The sequence below is a fragment of the Xanthomonas sp. BRIP62415 genome (assembly GCF_003993515.1).
GTDB lineage: Bacteria > Pseudomonadota > Gammaproteobacteria > Xanthomonadales > Xanthomonadaceae > Xanthomonas > Xanthomonas euroxanthea.
In genome coordinates this window covers 272,126-292,228 of sequence record NZ_QEZH01000013.1, presented here as the reverse complement: position 1 = coordinate 292,228, position 20,103 = coordinate 272,126, and the positions used below count along the sequence as shown (strand labels likewise).

Annotated in this window: 19 protein-coding genes; all 19 read right to left on the bottom strand. The window is 65.6% G+C overall.

All coding sequences use genetic code 11. The features are described 5' to 3' along the window. Positions 1-4: 4 nt before the first annotated feature. Positions 5-229 (bottom strand): acyl carrier protein, encoded by a 225-nt coding sequence (locus EO141_RS04495; RefSeq protein ID WP_104582690.1) that lies wholly within the window; start codon positions 227-229, stop codon positions 5-7. Positions 230-293: 64 nt separating this feature from the next. Continuing rightward, positions 294-1,403: a DegT/DnrJ/EryC1/StrS family aminotransferase gene (locus EO141_RS04490; protein WP_104582689.1), complete on the bottom strand. Its 1,110-nt coding sequence runs from the start codon at positions 1,401-1,403 to the stop codon at positions 294-296. 118 nt (positions 1,404-1,521) lie between these two features. Beyond that, positions 1,522-3,006, bottom strand: a complete 1,485-nt coding sequence (locus EO141_RS04485; RefSeq protein WP_119128784.1) for a sigma-54 dependent transcriptional regulator — start codon at positions 3,004-3,006, stop codon at positions 1,522-1,524. After that, complete coding sequence (locus tag EO141_RS04480; protein WP_104582687.1) at positions 3,003-3,383, bottom strand: response regulator transcription factor; 381 nt, start codon at positions 3,381-3,383, stop codon at positions 3,003-3,005. The genes EO141_RS04485 and EO141_RS04480 overlap by 4 nt, the downstream gene beginning before the upstream one ends. An 8-nt stretch (positions 3,384-3,391) precedes the next feature. Beyond that, positions 3,392-4,792, bottom strand: coding sequence for an RNA polymerase factor sigma-54 (gene rpoN, locus EO141_RS04475; protein ID WP_104582686.1), 1,401 nt, complete (start codon positions 4,790-4,792; stop codon positions 3,392-3,394). Between the two features lie 224 nt (positions 4,793-5,016). Further along, positions 5,017-5,649 carry a response regulator transcription factor gene (locus EO141_RS04470; protein ID WP_003482986.1) on the bottom strand — a complete coding sequence of 211 codons (633 nt, stop codon included), beginning with the start codon at positions 5,647-5,649 and terminating at the stop codon, positions 5,017-5,019. Positions 5,650-5,718: 69 nt separating this feature from the next. Then, complete coding sequence (locus EO141_RS04465) at positions 5,719-6,285, bottom strand: PilZ domain-containing protein (RefSeq protein WP_127168604.1); 567 nt, start codon at positions 6,283-6,285, stop codon at positions 5,719-5,721. Then, positions 6,285-6,578, bottom strand: a complete 294-nt coding sequence (locus tag EO141_RS04460; RefSeq protein WP_127168626.1) for a hypothetical protein — start codon at positions 6,576-6,578, stop codon at positions 6,285-6,287. The genes EO141_RS04465 and EO141_RS04460 overlap by 1 nt, the downstream gene beginning before the upstream one ends. Before the next feature lie 8 nt (positions 6,579-6,586). Further along, entirely contained in the window at positions 6,587-7,000 is a 414-nt protein-coding gene (gene fliS, locus EO141_RS04455) for a flagellar export chaperone FliS (protein WP_104537438.1), read from the bottom strand. A gap of 150 nt (positions 7,001-7,150) precedes the next feature. Beyond that, on the bottom strand, positions 7,151-8,476 hold the full coding sequence (gene fliD, locus EO141_RS04450) for a flagellar filament capping protein FliD (protein ID WP_126970251.1): 1,326 nt from the start codon (positions 8,474-8,476) through the stop codon (positions 7,151-7,153). Between the two features lie 270 nt (positions 8,477-8,746). Then, positions 8,747-9,946 carry a flagellin gene (locus EO141_RS04445; protein WP_104582683.1) on the bottom strand — a complete coding sequence of 400 codons (1,200 nt, stop codon included), beginning with the start codon at positions 9,944-9,946 and terminating at the stop codon, positions 8,747-8,749. Between the two features lie 317 nt (positions 9,947-10,263). Further along, entirely contained in the window at positions 10,264-11,469 is a 1,206-nt protein-coding gene (gene flgL / locus EO141_RS04440; protein WP_104582682.1) for a flagellar hook-associated protein FlgL, read from the bottom strand. After that, positions 11,469-13,343, bottom strand: a complete 1,875-nt coding sequence (gene flgK, locus EO141_RS04435) for a flagellar hook-associated protein FlgK (RefSeq protein WP_119128782.1) — start codon at positions 13,341-13,343, stop codon at positions 11,469-11,471. The genes flgL and flgK overlap by 1 nt, the downstream gene beginning before the upstream one ends. A gap of 11 nt (positions 13,344-13,354) precedes the next feature. Then, complete coding sequence (gene flgJ, locus EO141_RS04430) at positions 13,355-14,533, bottom strand: flagellar assembly peptidoglycan hydrolase FlgJ (RefSeq protein WP_119128781.1); 1,179 nt, start codon at positions 14,531-14,533, stop codon at positions 13,355-13,357. 1 nt (position 14,534) lies between these two features. Beyond that, complete coding sequence (locus tag EO141_RS04425; protein WP_104582679.1) at positions 14,535-15,653, bottom strand: flagellar basal body P-ring protein FlgI; 1,119 nt, start codon at positions 15,651-15,653, stop codon at positions 14,535-14,537. 10 nt (positions 15,654-15,663) lie between these two features. Beyond that, positions 15,664-16,356, bottom strand: a complete 693-nt coding sequence (gene flgH / locus EO141_RS04420) for a flagellar basal body L-ring protein FlgH (RefSeq protein ID WP_104582678.1) — start codon at positions 16,354-16,356, stop codon at positions 15,664-15,666. 38 nt (positions 16,357-16,394) lie between these two features. Next, positions 16,395-17,180 carry a flagellar basal-body rod protein FlgG gene (flgG, locus tag EO141_RS04415; RefSeq protein WP_016901723.1) on the bottom strand — a complete coding sequence of 262 codons (786 nt, stop codon included), beginning with the start codon at positions 17,178-17,180 and terminating at the stop codon, positions 16,395-16,397. Positions 17,181-17,967: 787 nt separating this feature from the next. Then, positions 17,968-18,723: a flagellar basal-body rod protein FlgF gene (gene flgF / locus EO141_RS04405; protein ID WP_005921307.1), complete on the bottom strand. Its 756-nt coding sequence runs from the start codon at positions 18,721-18,723 to the stop codon at positions 17,968-17,970. A gap of 144 nt (positions 18,724-18,867) precedes the next feature. Next, positions 18,868-20,091, bottom strand: coding sequence for a flagellar hook protein FlgE (gene flgE, locus EO141_RS04400; protein ID WP_104582676.1), 1,224 nt, complete (start codon positions 20,089-20,091; stop codon positions 18,868-18,870). Positions 20,092-20,103 lie beyond the last annotated feature (12 nt).

Here is a 20,103-nt window from a genome sequence, read left to right as displayed (position 1 = left end):
CTGCTTACGCCTCGGTCAGTTTGTAGAGATCGCCGACGGTGACGGCGGCGGTCAGGTCCTCGCCGGTGATGGTCTTGCCGTACTCCATGTCGAACATCACGATCACGCCCAGTGCGGCCAGCGAATCCCATTCCGGGAGTTCGAGCAGCACGGTGTCGGCGGTGACCTCAACCGGCTCCTGGAAGTCGGTGGCGGCGATGAAGTTCTCGATAAACGTTGCCTGGGTCATGCGATCTCGCCTGGTTGCCTGTTGAAGATGCGGGAGTCTGAAAAAAGCGTGGAGCGGGTTGCCGTCATGTCGCCTGTTGCCTGGCGATCAGATCGGCAATGGTATCGACCTGGTCGCGGGTCAGGCCAGGAAAGATCGGCAGGCACAGTACCTGTGCGGCCACCGAGCGCGCGACCGGCAGCCGTGCCGGCGCCGAGGAGGGCAGGGCGCGATACATCGGAAAATCGCTGATCAACGGATAGAAATAGCGCCGTACCAGGATGCCGTGCTCGCGCATCAACTGATACAGCGCATCGCGCGACAACGGGTAGTCGTCCTGCACCAGGATCGGAAAGTACGCGTAGTTGGCACTGGCATGATCTGGCCGCGCCACGCAGCGCACGCCGCGGATATCGCTCAGGCGCTGCCGATACTGCGCGTCGATGGCGCTGCGCTGGGCAATGGCATGGTCGATGTGCTTGAGCTGCAGCAGGCCGAAGGCCGCGCTGATCTCATTCATCTTGCCGTTGATGCCGGGTGCCACCACCGTTGTTTCATCGACGAAGCCGAAATTCTTCAGATGCCCGATGCGCTGATAGGTGCGTTCGTCGGGGCAGACGATGGCGCCACCTTCGAAGGTATTGAATACCTTGGTGGCGTGGAAGCTCAACGCGCTCAGGTCGCCGTGGCGCAGGATCGAGCCACCCTCGTCGCGCACCCCGAACGCATGCGCCGCGTCGTAGATCACCTTGAGGTTGTAGATGTCGGCGATGCGGGTGATGGCGGTGGTGTCGCAGGCAGTGCCGTAGCAGTGCACCGGCATGATGGCGGTGGTCTGGGGGGTGATGGCCGCCTCGATCTTGGACGGATCCATGTTGAGCGTCACCGGGTCGATATCCACGAACACCGGCGTGATGCCTTTCCACAACAGCGAATGCGCAGTGGCCACGAACGAGTAGGGCGTGGTGATCACCTCCCCGGTGATGCGCAGCGCCTGCAGGGCGGTGATCAACGCGGTGGTACCGTTGGTCAGCAGGGCCAGGTGCGGCACGCCCAGGTACTCGCACAACGCGCGTTCGAAGGCGCGATGCATGTCACCCCCATTGCTGACAATGCGGCTGTCCCAGATCTGCTCCAGGTAGGGCAGAAATTCTTCCAGCGGCGGCAGCAGCGGGCTGGTGACGGGGATGGGCATCAATGCCTCGGCAGGTGCTGGTGAATGTCGGGATTGCGCCGCAGCCGACGGCTGCGGACGGTGTGATCCTGCTGAAGCAAGTGCCGTGCCAGCAAGCGGGGCCAGGAATGCGCCCCGCTCAGTTCGCCAGCTCGGTCTGCTCGCGATCGATGCCGTACTTGCGCAGCTTTTCCACCAGCGTGGTGCGGCGCAGGCCGAGCAGCTGCGCTGCATGCGCCACCACGCCCTGGGTGCGTTCCAGCGCCTCATTGATCAGCGCCAGCTCGATGTTGGCCATGTGGCCCCGCAGGTCGATGCCATCGTCAGGCAGGCTGGAACTGGTCGCCGGCTCGGCATCGGCGGTCGCAGGCTGCAGGGTCACGACATTGCCCGGCAGCGCGACGGCTTCGACGGGGGCGGCAACCAGTGCCGGCTCCGGCACGGGCTCGACCGCAACGGCCGAGGCAAAATCACCGCGGTAGCGTGCCGGCAAGTCCTGCACGCGTACCAAACCGCCTGGATGCAGCACCGCCAGGCGCTCGACCAGATTGGTCAGCTCGCGTACGTTGCCCGGCCAGTCGTAGCTGCGCAGCGCCTGCAGGGCCTCGTCGGCAAAGCGCACTTCGCCGCGTCCGGTGCGTGCCAGTTGCCCGGCGATGGTCTGCACCAGCATGGCCAGGTCGTCGACGCGTTCGCGCAGCGCCGGCATCTCGATCGGGAACACGTTGAGCCGATAGAACAGGTCCTCGCGGAACTGGCCGTCGCTGATGCGGGTTTCCAGGTTACGGTGGGTCGCGGCGATCACGCGTACGTTGCAACGGATGGTCTGGCCCCCGCCGACGCGCTCGAAGCTGCGCTCCTGCAGCACGCGCAGCAGCTTGACCTGCATCGGCAGGCTCATGTCGCCGATCTCGTCCAGCAGCAGGGTGCCGCCCTCGGCCATCTCGAAGCGGCCCTTGCGGGTGCTCAGCGCGCCGGTGAAGGCGCCTTTTTCGTGGCCGAACAGCTCGCTTTCCAGCAGGTCCGGCGGGATCGCACCGCAGTTGATCGCCACGAACGGTCCGTCGCGCCGTGGCGAATGCTGGTGGATGGCGCGTGCCACGACCTCCTTGCCGGTCCCCGATTCGCCCAGCACCAGCACCGTGGTGTCGAAGGCGGCCACCTGGTCGATCAGGCGGCGCAAGCGGGTCACCGCCTCGCTGTTGCCGGTCGGGCCGGTGTCCTGCTGCACGCCGGCCTGGTGCTCGGCATCCAGGCGCTTGAGGCTGGCACGGCGCAGCAAGGCTTCCAGCTGTGTATGGCGCAGCGGCGTGTCCAGCGTCCAGACATTGGCTTCGTGCAGGCCGTGGGCCTGCGCAAACGCGCTCGGGCTGCCTTCCATCAGCAACACCGGTGGCGGCAGCTTGGCATCGGCCAGCCAGTCGAAGAACTTGTCGGCCTGTGCGGCATCCTGCGCCGAGCCCACCATCACCGCCATCCACTCGTCATGGCGATGGCGGCCAGGATTGATGTCGGCGCCGTCGGTGACCCAGCGTGGATTGAAGTCCATGAACTCGAGCAACGAGACGGTGCGCTCGGCGCGCACGGCATCGCTGTCGATCAACAGAATGCGGGACTCACTCATTCCTGGCTCCTTACCGTCAGGCCCTCCAGGATTGGCATGACTTCCTGGATATAGGACAGCTTGCTAACAAAATTGTCAGCACCCGCGCGAAGAGCGTGTTCACGATGCTCTGCATCGTCGAAGTGGCTCGCGATGACAATATACGGCGGATCGTCCTGCGTCTTGATCAGACGCGTTGCCTGCAGCCCGCCCATCTCCGGCATGGCCAGGTCCATCAGCACGACATTGGGGCGCAGCGACTCAGAGCGCTCGATCGCTTCCAGTCCATTGGCGGCACTGCCCACGATATCGAGCCACTCCACTTTGCGAAAATGACGCATCGCAGCGTTGATGAAGCCCTCGTGGTCGTCGACCAGCAGCACGGTGAGTTTGCTCATAGTAATCCTTATCCTGCCCGGGCAAGCGGCGGTTTGTTGGTGCGGCGGCGCTCGCGTGCCGGGGCGATGTCGAGTTGTTCGCGGTACTTGGCCACAGTGCGACGGGCAATGTTAACGCCCTGGCGCGACAACAGCCCGGCGATGGCTTCGTCGGCCAGCGGCCGGCCGGCCGGCTCGCTTTCGATCAGTCGGCGCACCATCGCCTTGACCGCCTGGCCGGAAACGCTGGCGCCTTCCAGACGCACCGCAAAGAAGTGCTTGAGCTCGAAGGTGCCGCGCGGGGTCTGGATGTATTTGCCGGTGGTAATGCGCGAAATCGTCGATTCGTGCATGCCGATCTCATCGGCGATTTCCTTCAGCGTCAGCGGTGCCATCGCTTCCTCACCGCGCACCAGGAACGTGGCCTGGCGTTCGACGATGGCGCGCGTGGCACGCAGCAGGGTCTCGTAGCGCATCGACAGCCCGCGGGTCAGCCAGCGCGCTTCCTGCAGCATGTCGCGCAGCGGCTGGGCGGCGTCGCCGGCCTCGGCCAGTGCACGCTCATGCACGGGATTGATGCTCACCCGATGGGTGGTGGCCGGGTTCAATGCCACCCGCCAGCTGCCGTCGGCATGCCAGGCGAGCACGTCCGGAATCACGCTGGCGTTGCTTTCCTGCAGCAGGTCATCGCCGGGGCGCGGTTGCAGCGACAGGATCAGCCGGACCGCCTCGCGTGCATCGTCCACTTCGGCATCGTGCGCGCGCGCCAGCAGCGGATAGTCGTGGCTGGCCAGCAGGTCCAGGTCGCCGGCAAGGATGCGCGCAGCCAGATGACGCGCCGGCACACGGCCGGGCAGGGCGCTCAGCTGGGCCTGCAGGCACTCGCGCAGGTCGCAGGCGGCCAGGCCGGCCGGGTCGCCGTGCAGCAGGCGCTGACGGACCGCTTCCACTGCCTGCACGGTCATACCAAGACGGGTCGCGCCGAGCTGCTGCAGCGTCGCCAGGGCTTCGGTCAGGTAGCCGGCGTCGTCGGTCTGCTCCAGCCAGAACGCGGCGGCTCCCAATGCGGCCTCGTCCAGGTCCAGTGCCAGCTCGCGCAGGATGCGCACGTGCGGGTCGGTGGATTCGCCGGCTGCCACGCGCTGCATGCGGTCGTCGTCGCCATCGTTCCAGCTGCTGCTCGGCACGTCCCACATCGTGCTTTCCGGCAGTTCGTCGAAGGCGGCGACGTCGGAGGCGCCATCGTCGCTGCTCGCGACGGCGTCGCTGTCGGCCAGCTCTTCCAGCTCCAGCAGTGGATTGGTTTCCAGCGCGCGACGGATTTCCAGTTCCAACTGCATGCCGTCCAACTGCAACAGACGGATCGACTGCAGCAACTGCGGGGTCAGGTGCAGTTGCTGGCCAAGCTGGGCGGAAATGGTCGTCTTCATCGAAGCGCTTCCGGAAGGCGCCGCACGTGGCAGCGATGGAACGCATCTTGCAGGACAAGGCGACGGGTTTCTAATCAGGGAATCGCGTGAGGCAATTCGTGATTTTCCTGATAGCGCGTGGGGAATTCCCTGACGTACAAGACGGACTCAAGCGTGCTCGCCGGAATCCCGTCACTGTTTTGGTCGCTGGCGGCCGCCTCCGGTCATCGCCCGGCGGCCGGTCCTCAGACCAGTTCGTTGTGATGCTTGGCCGCCAGCAACACCAGATCGTTGGCACGCCGGCAACCGAGCGATTCCATCATGCGCGCGCGGTGGGTCTCCACCGTCTTGACGCTGATGCCGAGGTCGGCGGCGATTTCCTTGTTGCTCTGGCCGCGGCCGATCTCGCGCAGGATCTCGCGCTGGCGCGGCGACAAGGCGGCAATGCCGACCGGTTTTTCGCGGCCCAGCATCGGCGCGATCATCTTGGACGAAATCTGCGGGCTCAGGAACACCTGGCCGGCCGCCGCTGCACGCAGTGCCAGCTCCAGCTCCAGCGGCGCGGCATCCTTGACCACGAAGCCGACCGCGCCGCGATCCAGCGCATCGCGCACGTGCACCGGGTCGTCGTGCATCGACATCATCACCACGTGCGTACGCGGCGCAGCGCGCAACACATCGGTCATGGCATCCAGGCCGCTGCGGCCGGGCAGGGACAGATCCATCAACACCAGATCAGGCCGGTGCAGGGATGTCATGTCCAGGGCTTGCTGTGCGTTGCTGGCCTCACCCACGACATCGATGCCGGCGAAGGTTTGCAGCAGCCTGGACAAGCCGGCACGGACAAGGGTGTGATCGTCGACGATGATGACTCGCACGGCGCAGAAGAGACCTTTTTCAGTAAAGGGCACCTTAGCCGACCCGGCGCCCCGCGCCAACAGGTGGTATCAGCGCTGGCGGCGGGCGTCGGCGATCTGACGGCGATGCAGACGGAACAGATGACGTTCCAGCGCCTCCTGCAAGCCTGGCGAAAGCGGCGCAAACCGCAGCCAAAGCCAATGGTCGTGACCATCACTTGCGCTTGCCAGGACCTCGGCAGGAAGCTGTACCAGTTCAGGAAGCCAGTCGGACGGTTGCAGGCAAACACTCCCCAACGTGCCCGGCGGATGGCTGCTTGCGCAGCTCAGGCGGATTCCGCGCACCGACCACTGCACGTTCCCCTGGATCAGTCCGCTGTCGCCCTGCTGCACCAGACGGCCGATCAGGGCCAGCATCAGGTCGAGCTTGGCGTCCATGCGCTGCACCAGCAGCGGCAGCTCGCCACGGTCTTCGCTGGTGTCTTCGCTGCGCAGGTCTTCCACCTGGCCCAGGCTGCGCAGCAGGGTTTCCGCAGCGCCGTGCGGGCCGGCATCGCTGCCGGCGCGGAAGCCGGCCGGCAGACGCACTTCGCAGCTGAGCGTGTCGGCGAACAGCGCGGCATCGGCCGATGGCGCGAGTGTGCCGAGCGCGGGCATCAGATCCGCCCGACCCGGGCGTAGGCGCGGCTGGCCGAGGAGGACGTACGCTGCGCGCGGATCAGGTCCAGCAACTTGCGTCGGCGCTCGAGCATGATCCGCATCAGATCCTGCTGCATGGCCTGCAGCGCCTGCAGTGCGTCGCGGTCCTGGTTCAGGTCCGCCTGCTGCGCGTACTCGCGCAGGTGCAGATCGTGGGTGTCCAGCATGAACGGCATCACCTCGAATTCCTCCTGCGCCATGGCCAGGCGGATGTCGGCGATTTCGGCTTGAAGGCTCTGCGCGCTATGCATGGTCTGGCTCACGAAACGGCAGAAAGGCCGCGTTGATCGAGGGGGATGGAATTCCACGCCGAGTCGATTTCGCTGAGCAACTCCAGCGCTTCGGTCAACGCGGTTTCGTCGTTGTGCAGGTTGGCGGCAGTCAGCCGCTGCATCACGTAGTCGTAGAGCGCCGACAGGTTACCAGCGATCTCGCCACCGGCTTCGTGATCGAGCGAGCCGTTCAAGTGACCGACGATCGCGCAGGCTTCGCCGATGGCCTTGCCCTTGCGCGCCTGGTCGCCCTGCGCCAGGCAGGCCTGGGCCAGGCGGATGCGCTGGCAGGCGCCGGCGAACAGCAGCGACACCAGCTTGTGCGGGTCGGCTTCGGTCACGCTGGTGGACACGCCGACCTTGCGGTATTGCTCGGCATACTGACGATTGGAACCGTACATGGATGACTCCTCAATGGGCTGACCTTCGCGGGTCCCGGAGCGCTGCGCTCGGGCGACGACGCTCCTGCCGGAAGGCAAGGCCGATATCACGATAGGCCCTTCTTGTATCGGCAAGACCATTGCGGGACTTGAGGATCGTGATCACGAAAATCAGCCTGTCAGCAGGCTGCTGAGCGAACTGGTGCTGCTCTGCAGCTTGCTGATCATGGTTTCCATCGCGGTGAACTGGGCGGTATAGCGATCGCTGAGCTTGGTCATGCGCGCGTCGAGGTCGTCCAGGTCAGACTCGTAGCCCTTAATCTGCTTGTTCAGGCTGTCCGAGCGCATGGTCAGGGTGCCGTCGTTGGCGTTGACGTTGCTGTCGAGCAGCTTGGTCATGGCCGCGCCGAACTTGCTGTCCTTGCCGAACACCTCGGCGGCGGCACCACCGTCCTCGGCGATGGCGGTATCGAACTTGCCGCCATCGAAGCTCATCACGCCATCCTTGTCGATGGTCAGGCCGAGCCCCTTGAGTTCGATGAGGTTGCCGCTGACCTGGCCGCGCAGCTGCTGCTGCAGGCCGCGCACCAGCGAATCGCCGGTGAGTGCCGCGGCCGTCTTGGTGGTGGCGTCGTAGGCGCTGCTCTTGGCCAGCAAGGTGTTGGCGGTGTTGTAGGCGGCGGCGTACGCAGTCAGATTGGCCTTGAGGCTGCTGGTGTCGGCCGCAACGCCCAACGTGACCTTGGTGCCTTCGGCGGCCTTGGTGAGGTTGAGCACCACGCCCGGCACGATGTCGGTGACGGTGTTGGAGCTGGAGGTGCGTTCGAAGCCGTCCACGCGCACCAGCGCGTCGGTTGCGGCCACGGACTGGGTCAGGCCGCCGCTGACGCCGGGGCCGTAGGTGAGGCTGCTCAGGCTCGGGTCGCTGGCACTGACGGTCAGCGCGCCCTTGGTCCCGGAGTCGACCGCGTTGAACACCAGGTGCTGGCCGTCGTTGGCGGTCACCACGCTGGCGTTGACGCCCTTACCGCCGGCCGCCTTGTTGATGGCCGCAGCGATGTCGGTGAGCTTGTCGGTGCCGCTGATGTCAACGGTGATCTTCTTGTCGCCATACCCGATCGTCAGCGTGCCGCTGCCGACAGTGGCATCGGCGACGAACGCGCCAGAGGCGAGCTTCTGCGCGCTGGCCAGCGAGACCACTTCCACCGAATAGTTGCCCGGCGCGGCCGAGCTGGTGGTGGTGGCGGTGAAGCCGGCATCGGTGGGCACCGTTGCCTTGTAGGCATTGGTGTCGGCGCTGCTGATGACCTTGTCCAGCGCAGACTTGAGCGTGGTCATGCTGCTCTTGATCTGGCTGATCGCCGACAGCTGCGTCGTCGCAGCGGCTCCGGCCTTGTTGATGCGCGCCTGCTCCGGGTCTTTCTGCCGGGAAACCAGGGTGGACACCACGGTGGGGATGTCCAGACCGGAGCCGGAAGTGCTGATCACCGATGCCATGTTGCATTCCTCGTCTGGGCGTCCAAGCAAGGATGGACGCATGGGATTACGAGACGGGTATCGGCCGCCTCGGCGAGGACTTTAGCGGCGGCGAGCCCGTCTCGCTCACGAGGTTGGGTGATGCAATTTCCATGCCGGCGATGCGTCAAGAAACCCGCGCCAGAAACCCGTGCTGCGCGATCGTGTCGAATCCCTGCGGCTGTAAATATCTGCGACCACAAAAAAGCCCCTCCGGAGAGGGGCTTTGGACTTGCTGCGACGCGCTGCCGATTACTGCAGCAGGCTCAGCACGTTCTGCGGAACCGACTTGGCCTGGGCCAGCATCGCGGTACCGGCCTGCTGCAGGATCTGCGTGCGGGTCAGCTCGGCGGTTTCCTTGGCGTAGTCGGTGTCGCGGATACGGCTACGCGAGGCCGACAGGTTTTCCGAGGTTGCGCTCAGGTTGGCGATGGTGGAGGTGAAGCGGTTCTGCACCGCACCCATGTCGGCGCGCGAGGAGTTGACCGCGGTCAGCGCCTTGTCGACGATTTCCAGGGCCTTCTGCGCGCCGGAGAACGTGGAGATGTCCAGGGTGCTCAGGGTCGAAGCGGTGGAGCCGGAAGCGGCCGAGGCGGTGGTGATGCCGGCGCCGACGGTGATGCCTGCGGCGCTGGAGGTACCGGCGGTCAGCGAGGTGAAGTCCTGGCCAGCCTTCAGCGATTCGATCTGCACCGTACCGTCGGTCTTGATCGAGGCGTACATGCCGGTCTGGTCGAGCTTGTCGTTGATCGCGGCAGCCACCTTCTTGTTGACGTCGGCAGCGCTCTCGCCGACGCCGACCTTGACGTCCGCGATGGTGACGCTCTTGGCTGCACCGCTGGCGTCCTTGAACGACAGGCTCATGCCGCTGATCGAGCCCGATGCGGTGGAGGTGCCGGTCACGCCAGCGCCGGAAACGGCGGCAGCGAAGTTGGCCTTGCCCAGCGAATCGACGTTGGCGTCGACGATGCTGTTGATGCCGATGGTCTGGCCGGCGTCGGCGCCGACCTGGAACAGCGCGCCGGAGAAGTCGCCGTTCAACAGCTTGGTGCCGTTGAAGTTGGTCTGGTTGGCGACGCGGTCGATTTCGGCGGTGAGCTGCTTGACTTCGGAGTTCAGCGCGTCACGGTCGGTCGGCGAGTTGGTGGCGTTGGACGACTGCACCGACAGCTCGCGGATACGCTGCAGGTTGCTGCCGATTTCGACCATCGCGCCTTCAGCGGTCTGGGCCAGCGAGATACCGTCGTTGGCGTTGCGCGAGGCAACGTCCAGGCCGCGGATCTGCGTGGTGAAACGCTCGGAGATCGCCAGACCTGCGGCGTCGTCCTTGGCGCTGTTGATGCGCAGACCCGAGGACAGACGCTGGATGCTCGTCGACATGCTCGCGCTGCTGGTGTTGAGGTTACGCTGAGCGTTCAGCGACATTACGTTGGTATTGATTACCTGTGCCATTTTGATTTCTCCTAAGCGATTTTTCCGGCAAGGGGGACTTGCCCGGAGCCTCCGCAGGGGGGCCATCAAGTTGGCCGTTGCCGCTGCTGAGATGAATAACGGCGTTGCGTCGGGAACCTTTAGCGAAATCCAGTGTTTTTTTGCTGTCTTTCTGCTGCAGGACGAAATACGGAAGCGTTGTGTAGCAAGGGGTTTGGTTTATTCGGCAGCACCCCGTCGATCTTTAGCGTTGGTATAACTTTTGACGAATAAACTCCGTCGGCCTGCGCAGGTGCGCGCGCGCAGGCGTGCAGAAAATGTGGGCTTTCTGCGGAAAATCAGCGGATCAGGTTAAACAACGACGACGACTGCATCTGCTGAAAAATCGTTTGGGCGGCCTGCAACGAGGCCTTCTCCAGTTCGTATTGCCCGAGCGCCGAGGCGAAATCCAGGTCGCGGATCGACGACAGGGTGGTCTTGAGGGTGACCTCGTTGGATTCGAGCAGCGAGTTGGCGTTATCGATCGCCGACAGCTGCGCGCCGCCGGAGGCGCGCGCATCGATCATCTTCGACGAGGCCTGTGCGATGTCGCGCATCGACGACTGCAGCGTGTTGATCATCGCCGCCTTCTGCGGCGGGGTCTGGGTGTCGGAATTGAGCGCGCCGATCAGGTCGTCGATGGTGGAGAACACGTCCTTGGTGGTGGAGGCGCCGATCTGGAAACTGTCGCCCACCGCCGGTGCACCGCTGATGCGCATGCGCACGCCGGCCGCGTTGATGTCTTCGCCATCCTTGTAGGTGCCGGTCCCGACCACCGTATTGGTGCTGTCGCGCACCTCGTAGGTGTCTGCGGCGGTGAACTGCACGCTGTAGCTGCCGCCGTTCCAGCTGCCGGTGCTGGCATCACGGCTGAAATCCAGCAGCAGGCCGGTGCCGGTATTGGCGTTGTCGGGGTGCGCATCCACGGTGCCGTCGCCGGTGCGGATACGCATGAAGATTTCGCTGCCGGGCAGGGTGTCGCTGACAAAGGTGTCCGGCGCCACCTCGACCTGTTTCTGGGTCTGGTCGCCGTTGTAGGTGACGCCGCCATTGCTCTTGATGAACGGTGCGCTGCCATCGGCGCTGCCGCCGAACAGATAGCGCCCGGTGCCGTCGGTGCTGTTGGCCAGGCTGACCATGCTGTCGCGCAGCGCGGTCAGTTCCGAGGCGATCGCCTTGCGGTCGTCGGGGCTGAGCGAGGAATTGTTGGCCTGCACCGCCAATTCGGTGACGCGCGCCATTTTGTCGCCGGCCTGCGACAGGGCGTTTTCCTGCAGGCCGAGCCGGTTCTGCACGTTGTTGGCGTTCTCGCCAAAGCGCGTGATCGCCGCCAGCGCGCGATCCAGGCCGACCGCGGTGCCGGCGGCGACCGGGTCGTCCTTGGCGGTGACCAGGCGCTGCCCGCTGGCGAGCTGGGCCTGGATCTGGCTCAGCCGGGACTGCTTGGCCGTCATCGACGACACCGACTGGCTGTACATCATGCTGGTGGAGATACGGTCGGTCATCAGCGTACGGCGCCCAGGATGGCTTGGAAGATGGTGTCGGCGGTGGAAATCATCTGTGCGGCGGCCTGGTAGGCCTGCTGCAGCTTCAGCATGTTGGCGGCTTCCTCATCGAGGTTGACGCCGGAAATCGAATCGCGGCTGGCCTGCGCCTGGTCGTTGATGACCTTCTGCGCATCCGAGGCGTAGCTGGCCGCGCGCGCAGCCGAGCCGACCGAAGTGGTCAGGCCCGACAGCGCGCCGTTGAGCGTGACCGTGCCGCCGCTGAGCGCCTTGGCGTCGTCGATCTTGGCCAGCAGCTTGACGTTGCCGTTGTCGCTGGAACCGGCGCCGGTGGGGCCGACCCCGAAGGTGTCGCCGGCCTTGGGCGCGCCGTCCAGCGCAAAGCTCCAGCCATTGGCGCTGATGGTCTGGCCGGCGGTGTAGGCGAACGGGCCGCTGCCATCGATGGTGTACTGGTTGGCGTCGATGAACTCCACCGAGGCCGGGGTCAGCAGCGCCGGGTTCTGCGCGTTGGTGACCTTGACGTCGCTGATCTTGCCGGTGCCCAGGTTGGCGAGCGTGGCGGTCGCCTTGACCGGGGTGGCCGCGGCAATCCGCGAAGGGTCGGTGATGGCCACCGACAGGCTGCCGGCCAACCCTGCGGTGGGCTGCAGCAGGAACTTGTCGCCGTTGGCCGGCGTGCCGCCCACCACCAGGCTGACGCCGTTGAGCACCAGCGGATTGGCCGGTGTGCCGGCGCCGCTGATCGGCACCGCCGACCCGGTGCTGGCATTGGTGGCCTTCCATGCACTGCCGTCGAAGCTGAGCGTGACGTTCTGCCCATCCACCGCCGACATGTTGCTGAAGCTGGCGCTCAGCGACGCGCTGCCGGTATTGCTGGGATTGGCGGCAGTGGTGGGCGTGCCGATGTTGAAGAAGTTGCCGCCCATCGCGCCGTACAGGTCCATGCCTTGCGCGTGACCGGCGTTGAAGGTGCTGGCCATGCCCACGGCCAGGCGACCGAGTTCGGCCTGGGTCGGTTCCAGCACGCTGGTCCGGAACTCCAGCAGGCCGCCGATCTGCCCGCCCAGCGAGCTGGTGCTGAGGCTGACATTCTGGCCCTGGGTCTGCATCGCCACCTGCAGCTTGGTCGGCTGATACGGGTCGGCGACGGTGGTCAGCTTGGACGAGGTGGTTCCCACCACCAGGGCCTGGCCGCCGGCGGTGAAAACGTTCATGAAGCCGCCGTCCTGCATCACCGCGGTGCCGCCGGTGTAGCCGACCAGCTTGGACACCAGCGCATCGCGCTGGTCGAGCATGTCGGGCGAGGCGCTGTCGATGCTGCTGCCGATGGTGCCGTTGATCTTGGCGATCTGCTGGGTCAGGCGATTGACTTCGTCCACCGAGGAGGTCAGGCCGCTGTTGACCTCGTTGCTGAGGCTGTCCATCTGCCCGTTGAGCTGCTTGAAACGCGTGGCCAGCGAGTTGCCGCTGTCGAGCATGCTCTGCCGCTCGGCCGTGGACGAGGCATTAGACGACACTGCGCTGGTGGAATCGAAGAAGTTCGACCACAGCCCGGCCACATTGGTGGCGGTGTTGGAGTACAGGCTGTCGACGCGGTTGGACAGCGAGGACAGCTGCTGCAGCCGCGAGAGCTCGCCGCCGCTGTCGAGCAGGCGCGAGGTGGCCAGCTGGTCGGCCACCCGGCTGACGTCGGTGATCTTGGCGCCATTGCCCACGAACGCGTAGCCCATGTCGGTAGGCGTGCGCGTTGCAAATTCCACACGTTGGCGGCTGTAGCCTTCGGTATTGATGTTGGCGACGTTATGGCTAACGGTCGACAACGCCCGTTGGAAGGCGATCAGCGCACTGGTCCCGGTGGACATGATGGACATGGGCGTTTACCTCAACGACGGATGGTGCCGAGCCCGGCAGGCTCGGCGGTGCTGGCATAGCGGTTGGACAGGTCGGCCGCCGCGTTGCCGATCGCGGCTACCGCACGGTCGATGGTCGGACCGTTGGCGATCGCCGCGATCTTGGCTGCGTAGCCCGGATCGGTGGCGTATCCAGCCTGTTGCAAGCCGCGTGCAAAACCCTTGATATCGGTGCCGGCCTGCAGCGCGGGCTGGTAACGACTGTTGTTCTTCAGCAGCCGCACGTAGTCGGCAAAGCTTTCCTCGGCCGAGCCGTAGGCACGGAAGTCGGCGGTTTCGGTGGTTTTGACGCCATTGACGTATTCGTGGGTGCCGGTGGTGACCTTGTCGCCGCTCCAGCCGGTGGCCTTGATGCCGAACAGGTTGTTGGAGCTGCCGGCATTGCCGATACCGCGCCGGCCCCAGCCGGTTTCCAGCGCTGCCTGCGCCACCAGTGCACGCGGATCCACGCCTAGTTCGCGCGCGGCCTTCTGCGCATGCGTCCAGATCTTGGCCACGAAGCCTTCCGGGGTGCGCTCGCCCAGGCTGGCAGCGGCGCTGCTCGCCGCGCTCGCATTGACCGCGGCGTTGGCATCGGCGGCGTCGCTGGCGGCCACGTCGGCCCAGCGATCGTTGGCCGAGGGCCAGCTCAGTGCGGCCGCATCGTCGCTGCCGGCTTCGCTGCTGCCGGTACGCCCGGCGATCAGATCCAGCACCTGGCTCATGCCGATGCCGCCCAGGCCGCCTGCGCCGATGCCTGCCGCGCTGCCGATGCCTGCACCGACGCTGCCCGCAGCCCCATCACGGGCCGGCAGCGGCAACGAGGCGTCGCGCTTGCCGGCCACCAGCGCATAGGCCTTGGCGGCATCGGCGGTGCTGAGCGAGGTATTCAACGCCGGGCCACCGGTGTCGCCGCTCAGCTGCTTGGAGATCATCGCCGACAGGCCCAGCCCCTTGCCGTCGGTCAGCGACTTGGCCATCTGCTGGTCGTACATCTCGCGGAACATCTGGTTTTCGCCCGGAAACATCGGGTCGCCGGAGCTCGCATCGCGCATGCTCTTGACCAGCATCTGCGCGAACTGTCCTTCGAGCTGACGTGAGACCTTGTCGATCTTGGCGGGATCGGCCTTGGTGCTCGGGTTGAGATCAATGGGCGAGGCTGCGATACGCATGTCAGATCACCTCCAGCTCCGCCGTGAGCGCACCGGCTTGCTTGAGCGCTTCCAGGATGGCCACCAGGTCGCCGGGAGCGGCGCCCACTTCGTTGACCGCGCGTACGATCTGATCGAGCGTGGTGCCGCCTTCGAACTTGAACATGCGGCTGCCTTCGGAGGTGGCCGTGATCGTCGATTGCGGGGTCACCGCGGTGCGGCCGCCGCTGAAGGCGCCCGGCTGGCTGACATTGGTGTTCTCGCTGATGGTCACGGTGAGCGAGCCATGCGCGATCGCCGCCGGCATCACCCGCACCAGCTGGCCGATCACCACCGTGCCGGTGCGTGCGTTGACCACCACCTTGGCCGGCGCGTCGCCCGGAGAGAGTTCGACATTTTCCAGCCGCGCCAGCAGGCCGATACGCGCGCCGGGATCGGTCGGCGAGCGCACTGCCACGGTCACGCCGTCCACCGCACGTGCGGTCCCGGCACCGAAGCTGCTGTCGATCGCCGCGACCATGCGCGAGACGGTGGTGAAATCGTTCTGGTGCAGGTTGAGGGTGATCTCGCCGCTGCCGGCAAACACATCCGGCAAGGCGCGTTCGACGGTGGCGCCGTTGGGGATGCGACCGACGCTGGGAATGTTGACCGACACCCGCGAGCCGTCCTTGCCCTGCGCGCCGAAGCCACCGACCACCAGGTTGCCCTGCGCCATCGCGTAGACCTGGCCGTCGGCGCCTTTCAGCGGTGCCATCAGCAGCGAGCCGCCACGCAGCGACACCGCGTTGGCGATCGAGGACACGGTGATATCGATCGGCTGGCCGGGCTTGGCGAACGGCGGCAGTTCGGCATGGATGGCCACGGCCGCGACGTTCTTCAGCTGCGGATTGACGTTTGCCGGAACATTGACGCCCAGCTCGCCGAGCAGGTTCTTCAGGCTCTGCACGGTGAAGGGCGCCTGGCTGGTGCGGTCGCCGCTGCCGTCCAGGCCGACCACCAGGCCGTAACCGACCAGCGCGTTGCCGCGCACGCCGCCGACCTGGGCAAGATCCTTGATGCGCTCGGCCGAGGCCGGCGCGGCGATCGCACAGACCGCCACAGCGGCAGCCAGCAGACGGAAGGGCAGGGAAGACAGATTCATGGTCGCAGGCTCAGTAGGGCGACAGACGGGAATTGAAGAAGCGGCTCAGCCAGCCCATCGCGTTGGACTGCGCGATCGCGCCGCGGCCGCCGTAGGCGATGCGGGCGTCGGCCACCTTGCTCGAAGGCACGGTGTTGTCCGGGCCGATGTCGGCGGCGCGCACGATGCCCTGTACCTGTACCAGTTCGTCGCCCTGGGTCAGGCGCAGGTTCTTCTGCCCCTGGATCACCAGATTGCCGTTGGGCAGGCGCTGCATCACGGTGACGGTCACGCTGCCCTGCATGCGGTTGCTCTGCGCGGTGTTGCCCTTGCCGGCAAACGTGCGGTCGCCGCTGGTGGAGTTGCGCAACACATCGGTGCCGTTGACGGTGAGCGGAACGCCGAGCAGCGTGGGCGTGCTCATGTCCACGGTGTCGGCCTTGCTGACGCTGGTGTTGGCGGTGGACGAGGCGGTGGTGCTTTCCACCAGGTTCACCGTCAGCAGATCGCCGACATCGCGGGCGCGGCGGTCACCGTACAGATTCAGGCTCGGGCCGGCGGCATAGATCGCCCCGGCGGTGGGCTGCGCCACCGGCGCGACCACCGGCACGATCGGCGCCAGTTCGGCGAACGGCCGCACATCGCCGGCCGCCACGCAGCCGCCCAGCAGCGCGCTGCAGGCGATGGCGAGGCACAGGGAGGAAAGGGAAGGCAGGCGTGACATGGCGTGGATTCCTGAGAGGGCAGCGACCGGTGGGCCGATCAGACGTTGTTGTTCAAGTAACCGAGCATCGAGTCGGTGGTGGAGATCGCCTTGGCATTCATTTCATAGGCGCGCTGGGTCTCGATCATGCTCACCAGCTCTTCCACCGTATTGACGTTGCTGCCTTCCAGCGCGCCCTGCACGGTGTTGCCCAGGCCGTTGAGGCCAGGGGTGCCGTTCTGCGCGGGGCCGGAGGCGGTGGTTTCGACGAACAGGTTCTCGCCCTTGGACTGCAGGCCCGAGGGATTGATGAAGTCTGTCAGCGTCAACGCACCGATTTCCTGCGCGGCGGCCTGGCCGGCCAGCGTCACGCTGATGGTGCCGTCGTTGCCGATGGTCAGCGACTGCGCGCCTTCGGGGATCTGGATGCCCGGCTGCAGCGGGTAGCCGCTGTTGGTGACCAGCTCGCCCTGCGCATTGATCTGGAAGGTGCCGTCGCGGGTATAGGCCGAGGTGCCGTCAGGCATCTGCACTTCGAAGAAGCCGCGGCCGTTGACCATCACGTCGAGCGCGCGGCCGGTCTGCTGCTGGCTGCCCTGGTCGAAGCCCTTGAAGGTGGAGACCACCCGCACGCCGGTACCCAGCTGCAGGCCGGTCGGCAGCTGCGTCTGCGCGGAGGTGGAGCCGCCCGGCGCACGCACCTGTTGATACAACAGGTCTTCGAACGCCGCACGATCGCGCTTGAAGCCGGTGGTATTGGTATTGGCCAGGTTGTTGGAAATGACCGACATGCGCGTCTGCTGCGCATCCAGTCCGGTTTTGGCGACCCACAAAGCCTGATTCATGACCCGATTCCTCGTTAGACCCGGGGATGTGTTCCGGGTACGGGTGGGTATATGCACGTGCCGTGCCAAACCCGCGCCGGATTTTTGCCGGCTGTGCACTGGATCACGCGAAGCGGGCGCGACGGCCTGCGCGGGGCAGGGCTGGCGGCGGACAGGCAGCGGCTAGGCCGAAGCGGTGGAAACCTGCGCGGCAGATCAGGCGCGGAAGATCGGTCGCCGGTCAGCGATGTGTTCGACGACGTGTGAACCCTTGCCGCTGCGTGCGGAAGGGTTCTCGGGATTTGCCGGCTGGCATTGCGACGCAGTCAACAGGCTGGTTGGTCGAGCGCGCGGTGGCCTCACCGCTCGCGGGACACGCCGCAAGTACGTCCATGTAGGCTCGGTGGCGGCATCCATGCCGCCACACGGTCCCGCAATCGGCGAGGCCACCGCACTAGAGAGTTTGAAGGTTGCTTTCTTAAAGCTTGTCCATTGCTCGGCTTGCATTGAGAAAATCATTGGACGCGCCGTTATCCAAGCAATCCACGTCAGGCATTGTTTGCACCACGCACGCCGACCATCTCGACAGGTCCTTGCCCGCCCACCGTCGCAGGACCTTACGCGGCATGGATGCCGGGTAAGAGCCTACACAGACGTACTTGCGGCGTGTCCTGCGAGGGAGGGCGGGCAAGGGCCCTGCAGCCAAGTCACAAACCAGCCGCTCTGCAGCGAACCCGGGCGGTCGCCATCCAGGTGCTCGGCAGCGCGGCAAACCGACCGGCGCTGCGGCAGTGGGCGTCAGTGGCGCTTAGCCGCTGACCCGCAGCAGCGAATTGGCCGACTGCGCGTTGTCGTCGCCATTTTTGATGATCTTGACCTGCATTTCGAACTGGCGCTGCAGCTGGATCATCTCCACCAGTGCGCCGGCGGCATCCACGTTGCTGCCCTCCAGCATGCCGCTGTTGATGGTCTTGCCGGTGGCCACCGCAAACGCCTGCGCCGGGTCGGTGCTGGTGTTGCGCATCAGCCCGTCCGGGCGCCGCGTCAAACGGTCGGCGGGGGCGTCGACCACCTTCATCTTGCCGACGATGGCCATGGTCTGCGGGCCTTCGCCCTGCGGAATGATCGAGATGCTGCCGTCGCTGCCGATCTCCATCGCCTGGTGCGGCGGGATCGTCATCGGATTGCCGCCTTCATCCAGCACCGCATGGCCATTGGCGGTGACCAGCTGGCCATTGGCAGTGAGCGCCAGCTCGCCGTTGCGGGTGTAGGCCTCGCTGCCGTCGGGCGACTGCACCGCCAGCCAGCGGTCCTGCTGCAGCGACACGTCCAGCGGGTTGCCGGTGACCTTCTGGTGGCCCTGGCTGCGGTCGAAGCCCTGGTCCACATGCAGCGCATCGATCCGCGACGGATAACCCTTGCCCTGGATCTTGAACGCCTCGGTGTTGGCCAGCGCAGCCTTGAACCCCACCGTATCGACGTTGGCGAGATTGTGCGACACGGTGCCCTGCGCCTGCAGGGAGGCGCGGGCGCCGGTCATCGCAACGTAGAGAGCTTTGTCCATGAGGCACCGGGAATCGGGAATCGGGAATGGAGAATCGCAAAGGCGGGATTGCTGGAGACTGGAAGAAGGGGGGCAAGGCGGGCATCCGATACACGCAATGCCAGCTCTTACGATTCCCTATTCCCCAATCCCCATTCCCAGCCGTTAACGGATATTGATGATCGTCTGGGTGACCTGATCCTGGGTCGAGATCATCTGCGAGTTGGCCTGGAAGTTGCGCTGGGCCACGATCATGTTCACCAGCTGCTCGGTCAGGTCCACCGTGGAGGATTCCAGCGAGCCGGATTCGATCTGGCCCAGGTCCGAGGTGTCCGGTGCGCCGGTGCGGGCGGCGCCGGAGGTGTAGCTTTCGGCCCACATGTTGTTGCCCTGCGACTGCAGGCCCTGCGGATTGACGAAGCTGCTCAGCGCGACCTGGCCCAGCGGCTTGTCGGCACCGTTGGAATAACGGGCGAACACCACACCACTGGTGTCGATGCTGATCTCGTTGAGCTTGCCGCTGGCATAGCCGTCCTGGCGGGTGTCGCGCAGCGCGAAGGCCTCGCCGTACTGGGTCGAGCCGCTGACGTTGAGCTGCATGCTCAGCACGCCGGCGCCGGTGCTCGGGGTGAACGGGTCCATCGTGATGATGCCGTTGGCCGGGGTGGTCAGTGCGCCGGTATCGGAGAACTGCAGCGTGGTCGGCGCGCCGACCGCGGCACCGTCCACGTAGTTGTGCACCTGCCATTCGTTCGGGTTGGCGGTCTTGACGAAGTAGGAGGTCTGCACATGGCTGACGCCCAGCGAATCGTAGACGTTGATGCCGCCGGTGGAGTGGCTGTAGGTCTTGTCGTCGGCCGGGCTGAACGGGGTCACCACCGGCGCGGTGGCGTTGCCGGGCAGGGTGAAGGCCAGGTTGACCGTGGAGGTCGACTTGGGCGGGCTGTCGGTGGTCAGCAGCTGCAGGTCCGACAGGCGACCGACGTCGAAGCCGTTGCCGCTCGGGTTGGGGGCGAAGACCTGCAGGCGCGCGCCCTGTGGATTGATCACATAGCCGTTGGCATCGGTCTGGAAGTTGCCGGCACGGGTATACATCTTGGCGCCGTTGGAGGACACGGTGAAAAAGCCTTCGCCGGAGACCGCCAGATCCAGGCTGCGCCCGGTCGGATCGATGTTGCCCTGCGAGAACTGCTGCGCCACATTGCTGACGCGCACGCCCGAACCCACCGCATTGCGCGACAGGCCGTAGCTGGTGCTCTGGAACATGTCGGCAAACTCGGCGCGCGATTCCTTGAACCCGGTCGTGTTGACGTTGGCGATGTTGTTGGAGGTGACGTTCAGATCGGCATTGGCTGCGTTGATGCCGGACAACGAGGTATTGAAAGCCATGGATGAGGTCCT

Excerpts from the sequence above, each read along its gene's own strand:
- fliS (WP_104537438.1), bottom strand. The coding sequence starts at position 7,000 with ATGTACGGTTCCAATCGTCAGTATGCCGAGCAATACCGCAAGGTCGGC.
- EO141_RS04485 (WP_119128784.1), bottom strand. The coding sequence starts at position 3,006 with ATGAGTGAGTCCCGCATTCTGTTGATCGACAGCGATGCCGTGCGCGCC.
- rpoN (WP_104582686.1), bottom strand. The coding sequence starts at position 4,792 with ATGAAGACGACCATTTCCGCCCAGCTTGGCCAGCAACTGCACCTGACC.
- EO141_RS04425 (WP_104582679.1), bottom strand. The coding sequence starts at position 15,653 with ATGAATCTGTCTTCCCTGCCCTTCCGTCTGCTGGCTGCCGCTGTGGCG.
- EO141_RS04445 (WP_104582683.1), bottom strand. The coding sequence starts at position 9,946 with ATGGCACAGGTAATCAATACCAACGTAATGTCGCTGAACGCTCAGCGT.
- EO141_RS04490 (WP_104582689.1), bottom strand. The coding sequence starts at position 1,403 with ATGCCCATCCCCGTCACCAGCCCGCTGCTGCCGCCGCTGGAAGAATTT.
- flgK (WP_119128782.1), bottom strand. The coding sequence starts at position 13,343 with ATGTCCATCATGTCCACCGGGACCAGTGCGCTGATCGCCTTCCAACGG.
- flgH (WP_104582678.1), bottom strand. The coding sequence starts at position 16,356 with ATGTCACGCCTGCCTTCCCTTTCCTCCCTGTGCCTCGCCATCGCCTGC.
- EO141_RS04480 (WP_104582687.1), bottom strand. The coding sequence starts at position 3,383 with ATGAGCAAACTCACCGTGCTGCTGGTCGACGACCACGAGGGCTTCATC.
- EO141_RS04460 (WP_127168626.1), bottom strand. The coding sequence starts at position 6,578 with ATGCATAGCGCGCAGAGCCTTCAAGCCGAAATCGCCGACATCCGCCTG.
- flgE (WP_104582676.1), bottom strand. The coding sequence starts at position 20,091 with ATGGCTTTCAATACCTCGTTGTCCGGCATCAACGCAGCCAATGCCGAT.
- flgG (WP_016901723.1), bottom strand. The coding sequence starts at position 17,180 with ATGAATCAGGCTTTGTGGGTCGCCAAAACCGGACTGGATGCGCAGCAG.
- flgF (WP_005921307.1), bottom strand. The coding sequence starts at position 18,723 with ATGGACAAAGCTCTCTACGTTGCGATGACCGGCGCCCGCGCCTCCCTG.
- flgL (WP_104582682.1), bottom strand. The coding sequence starts at position 11,469 with ATGACCGACCGTATCTCCACCAGCATGATGTACAGCCAGTCGGTGTCG.
- EO141_RS04465 (WP_127168604.1), bottom strand. The coding sequence starts at position 6,285 with ATGCCCGCGCTCGGCACACTCGCGCCATCGGCCGATGCCGCGCTGTTC.
- EO141_RS04495 (WP_104582690.1), bottom strand. The coding sequence starts at position 229 with ATGACCCAGGCAACGTTTATCGAGAACTTCATCGCCGCCACCGACTTC.
- fliD (WP_126970251.1), bottom strand. The coding sequence starts at position 8,476 with ATGGCATCGGTGATCAGCACTTCCGGCTCCGGTCTGGACATCCCCACC.
- flgJ (WP_119128781.1), bottom strand. The coding sequence starts at position 14,533 with ATGCGTATCGCAGCCTCGCCCATTGATCTCAACCCGAGCACCAAGGCC.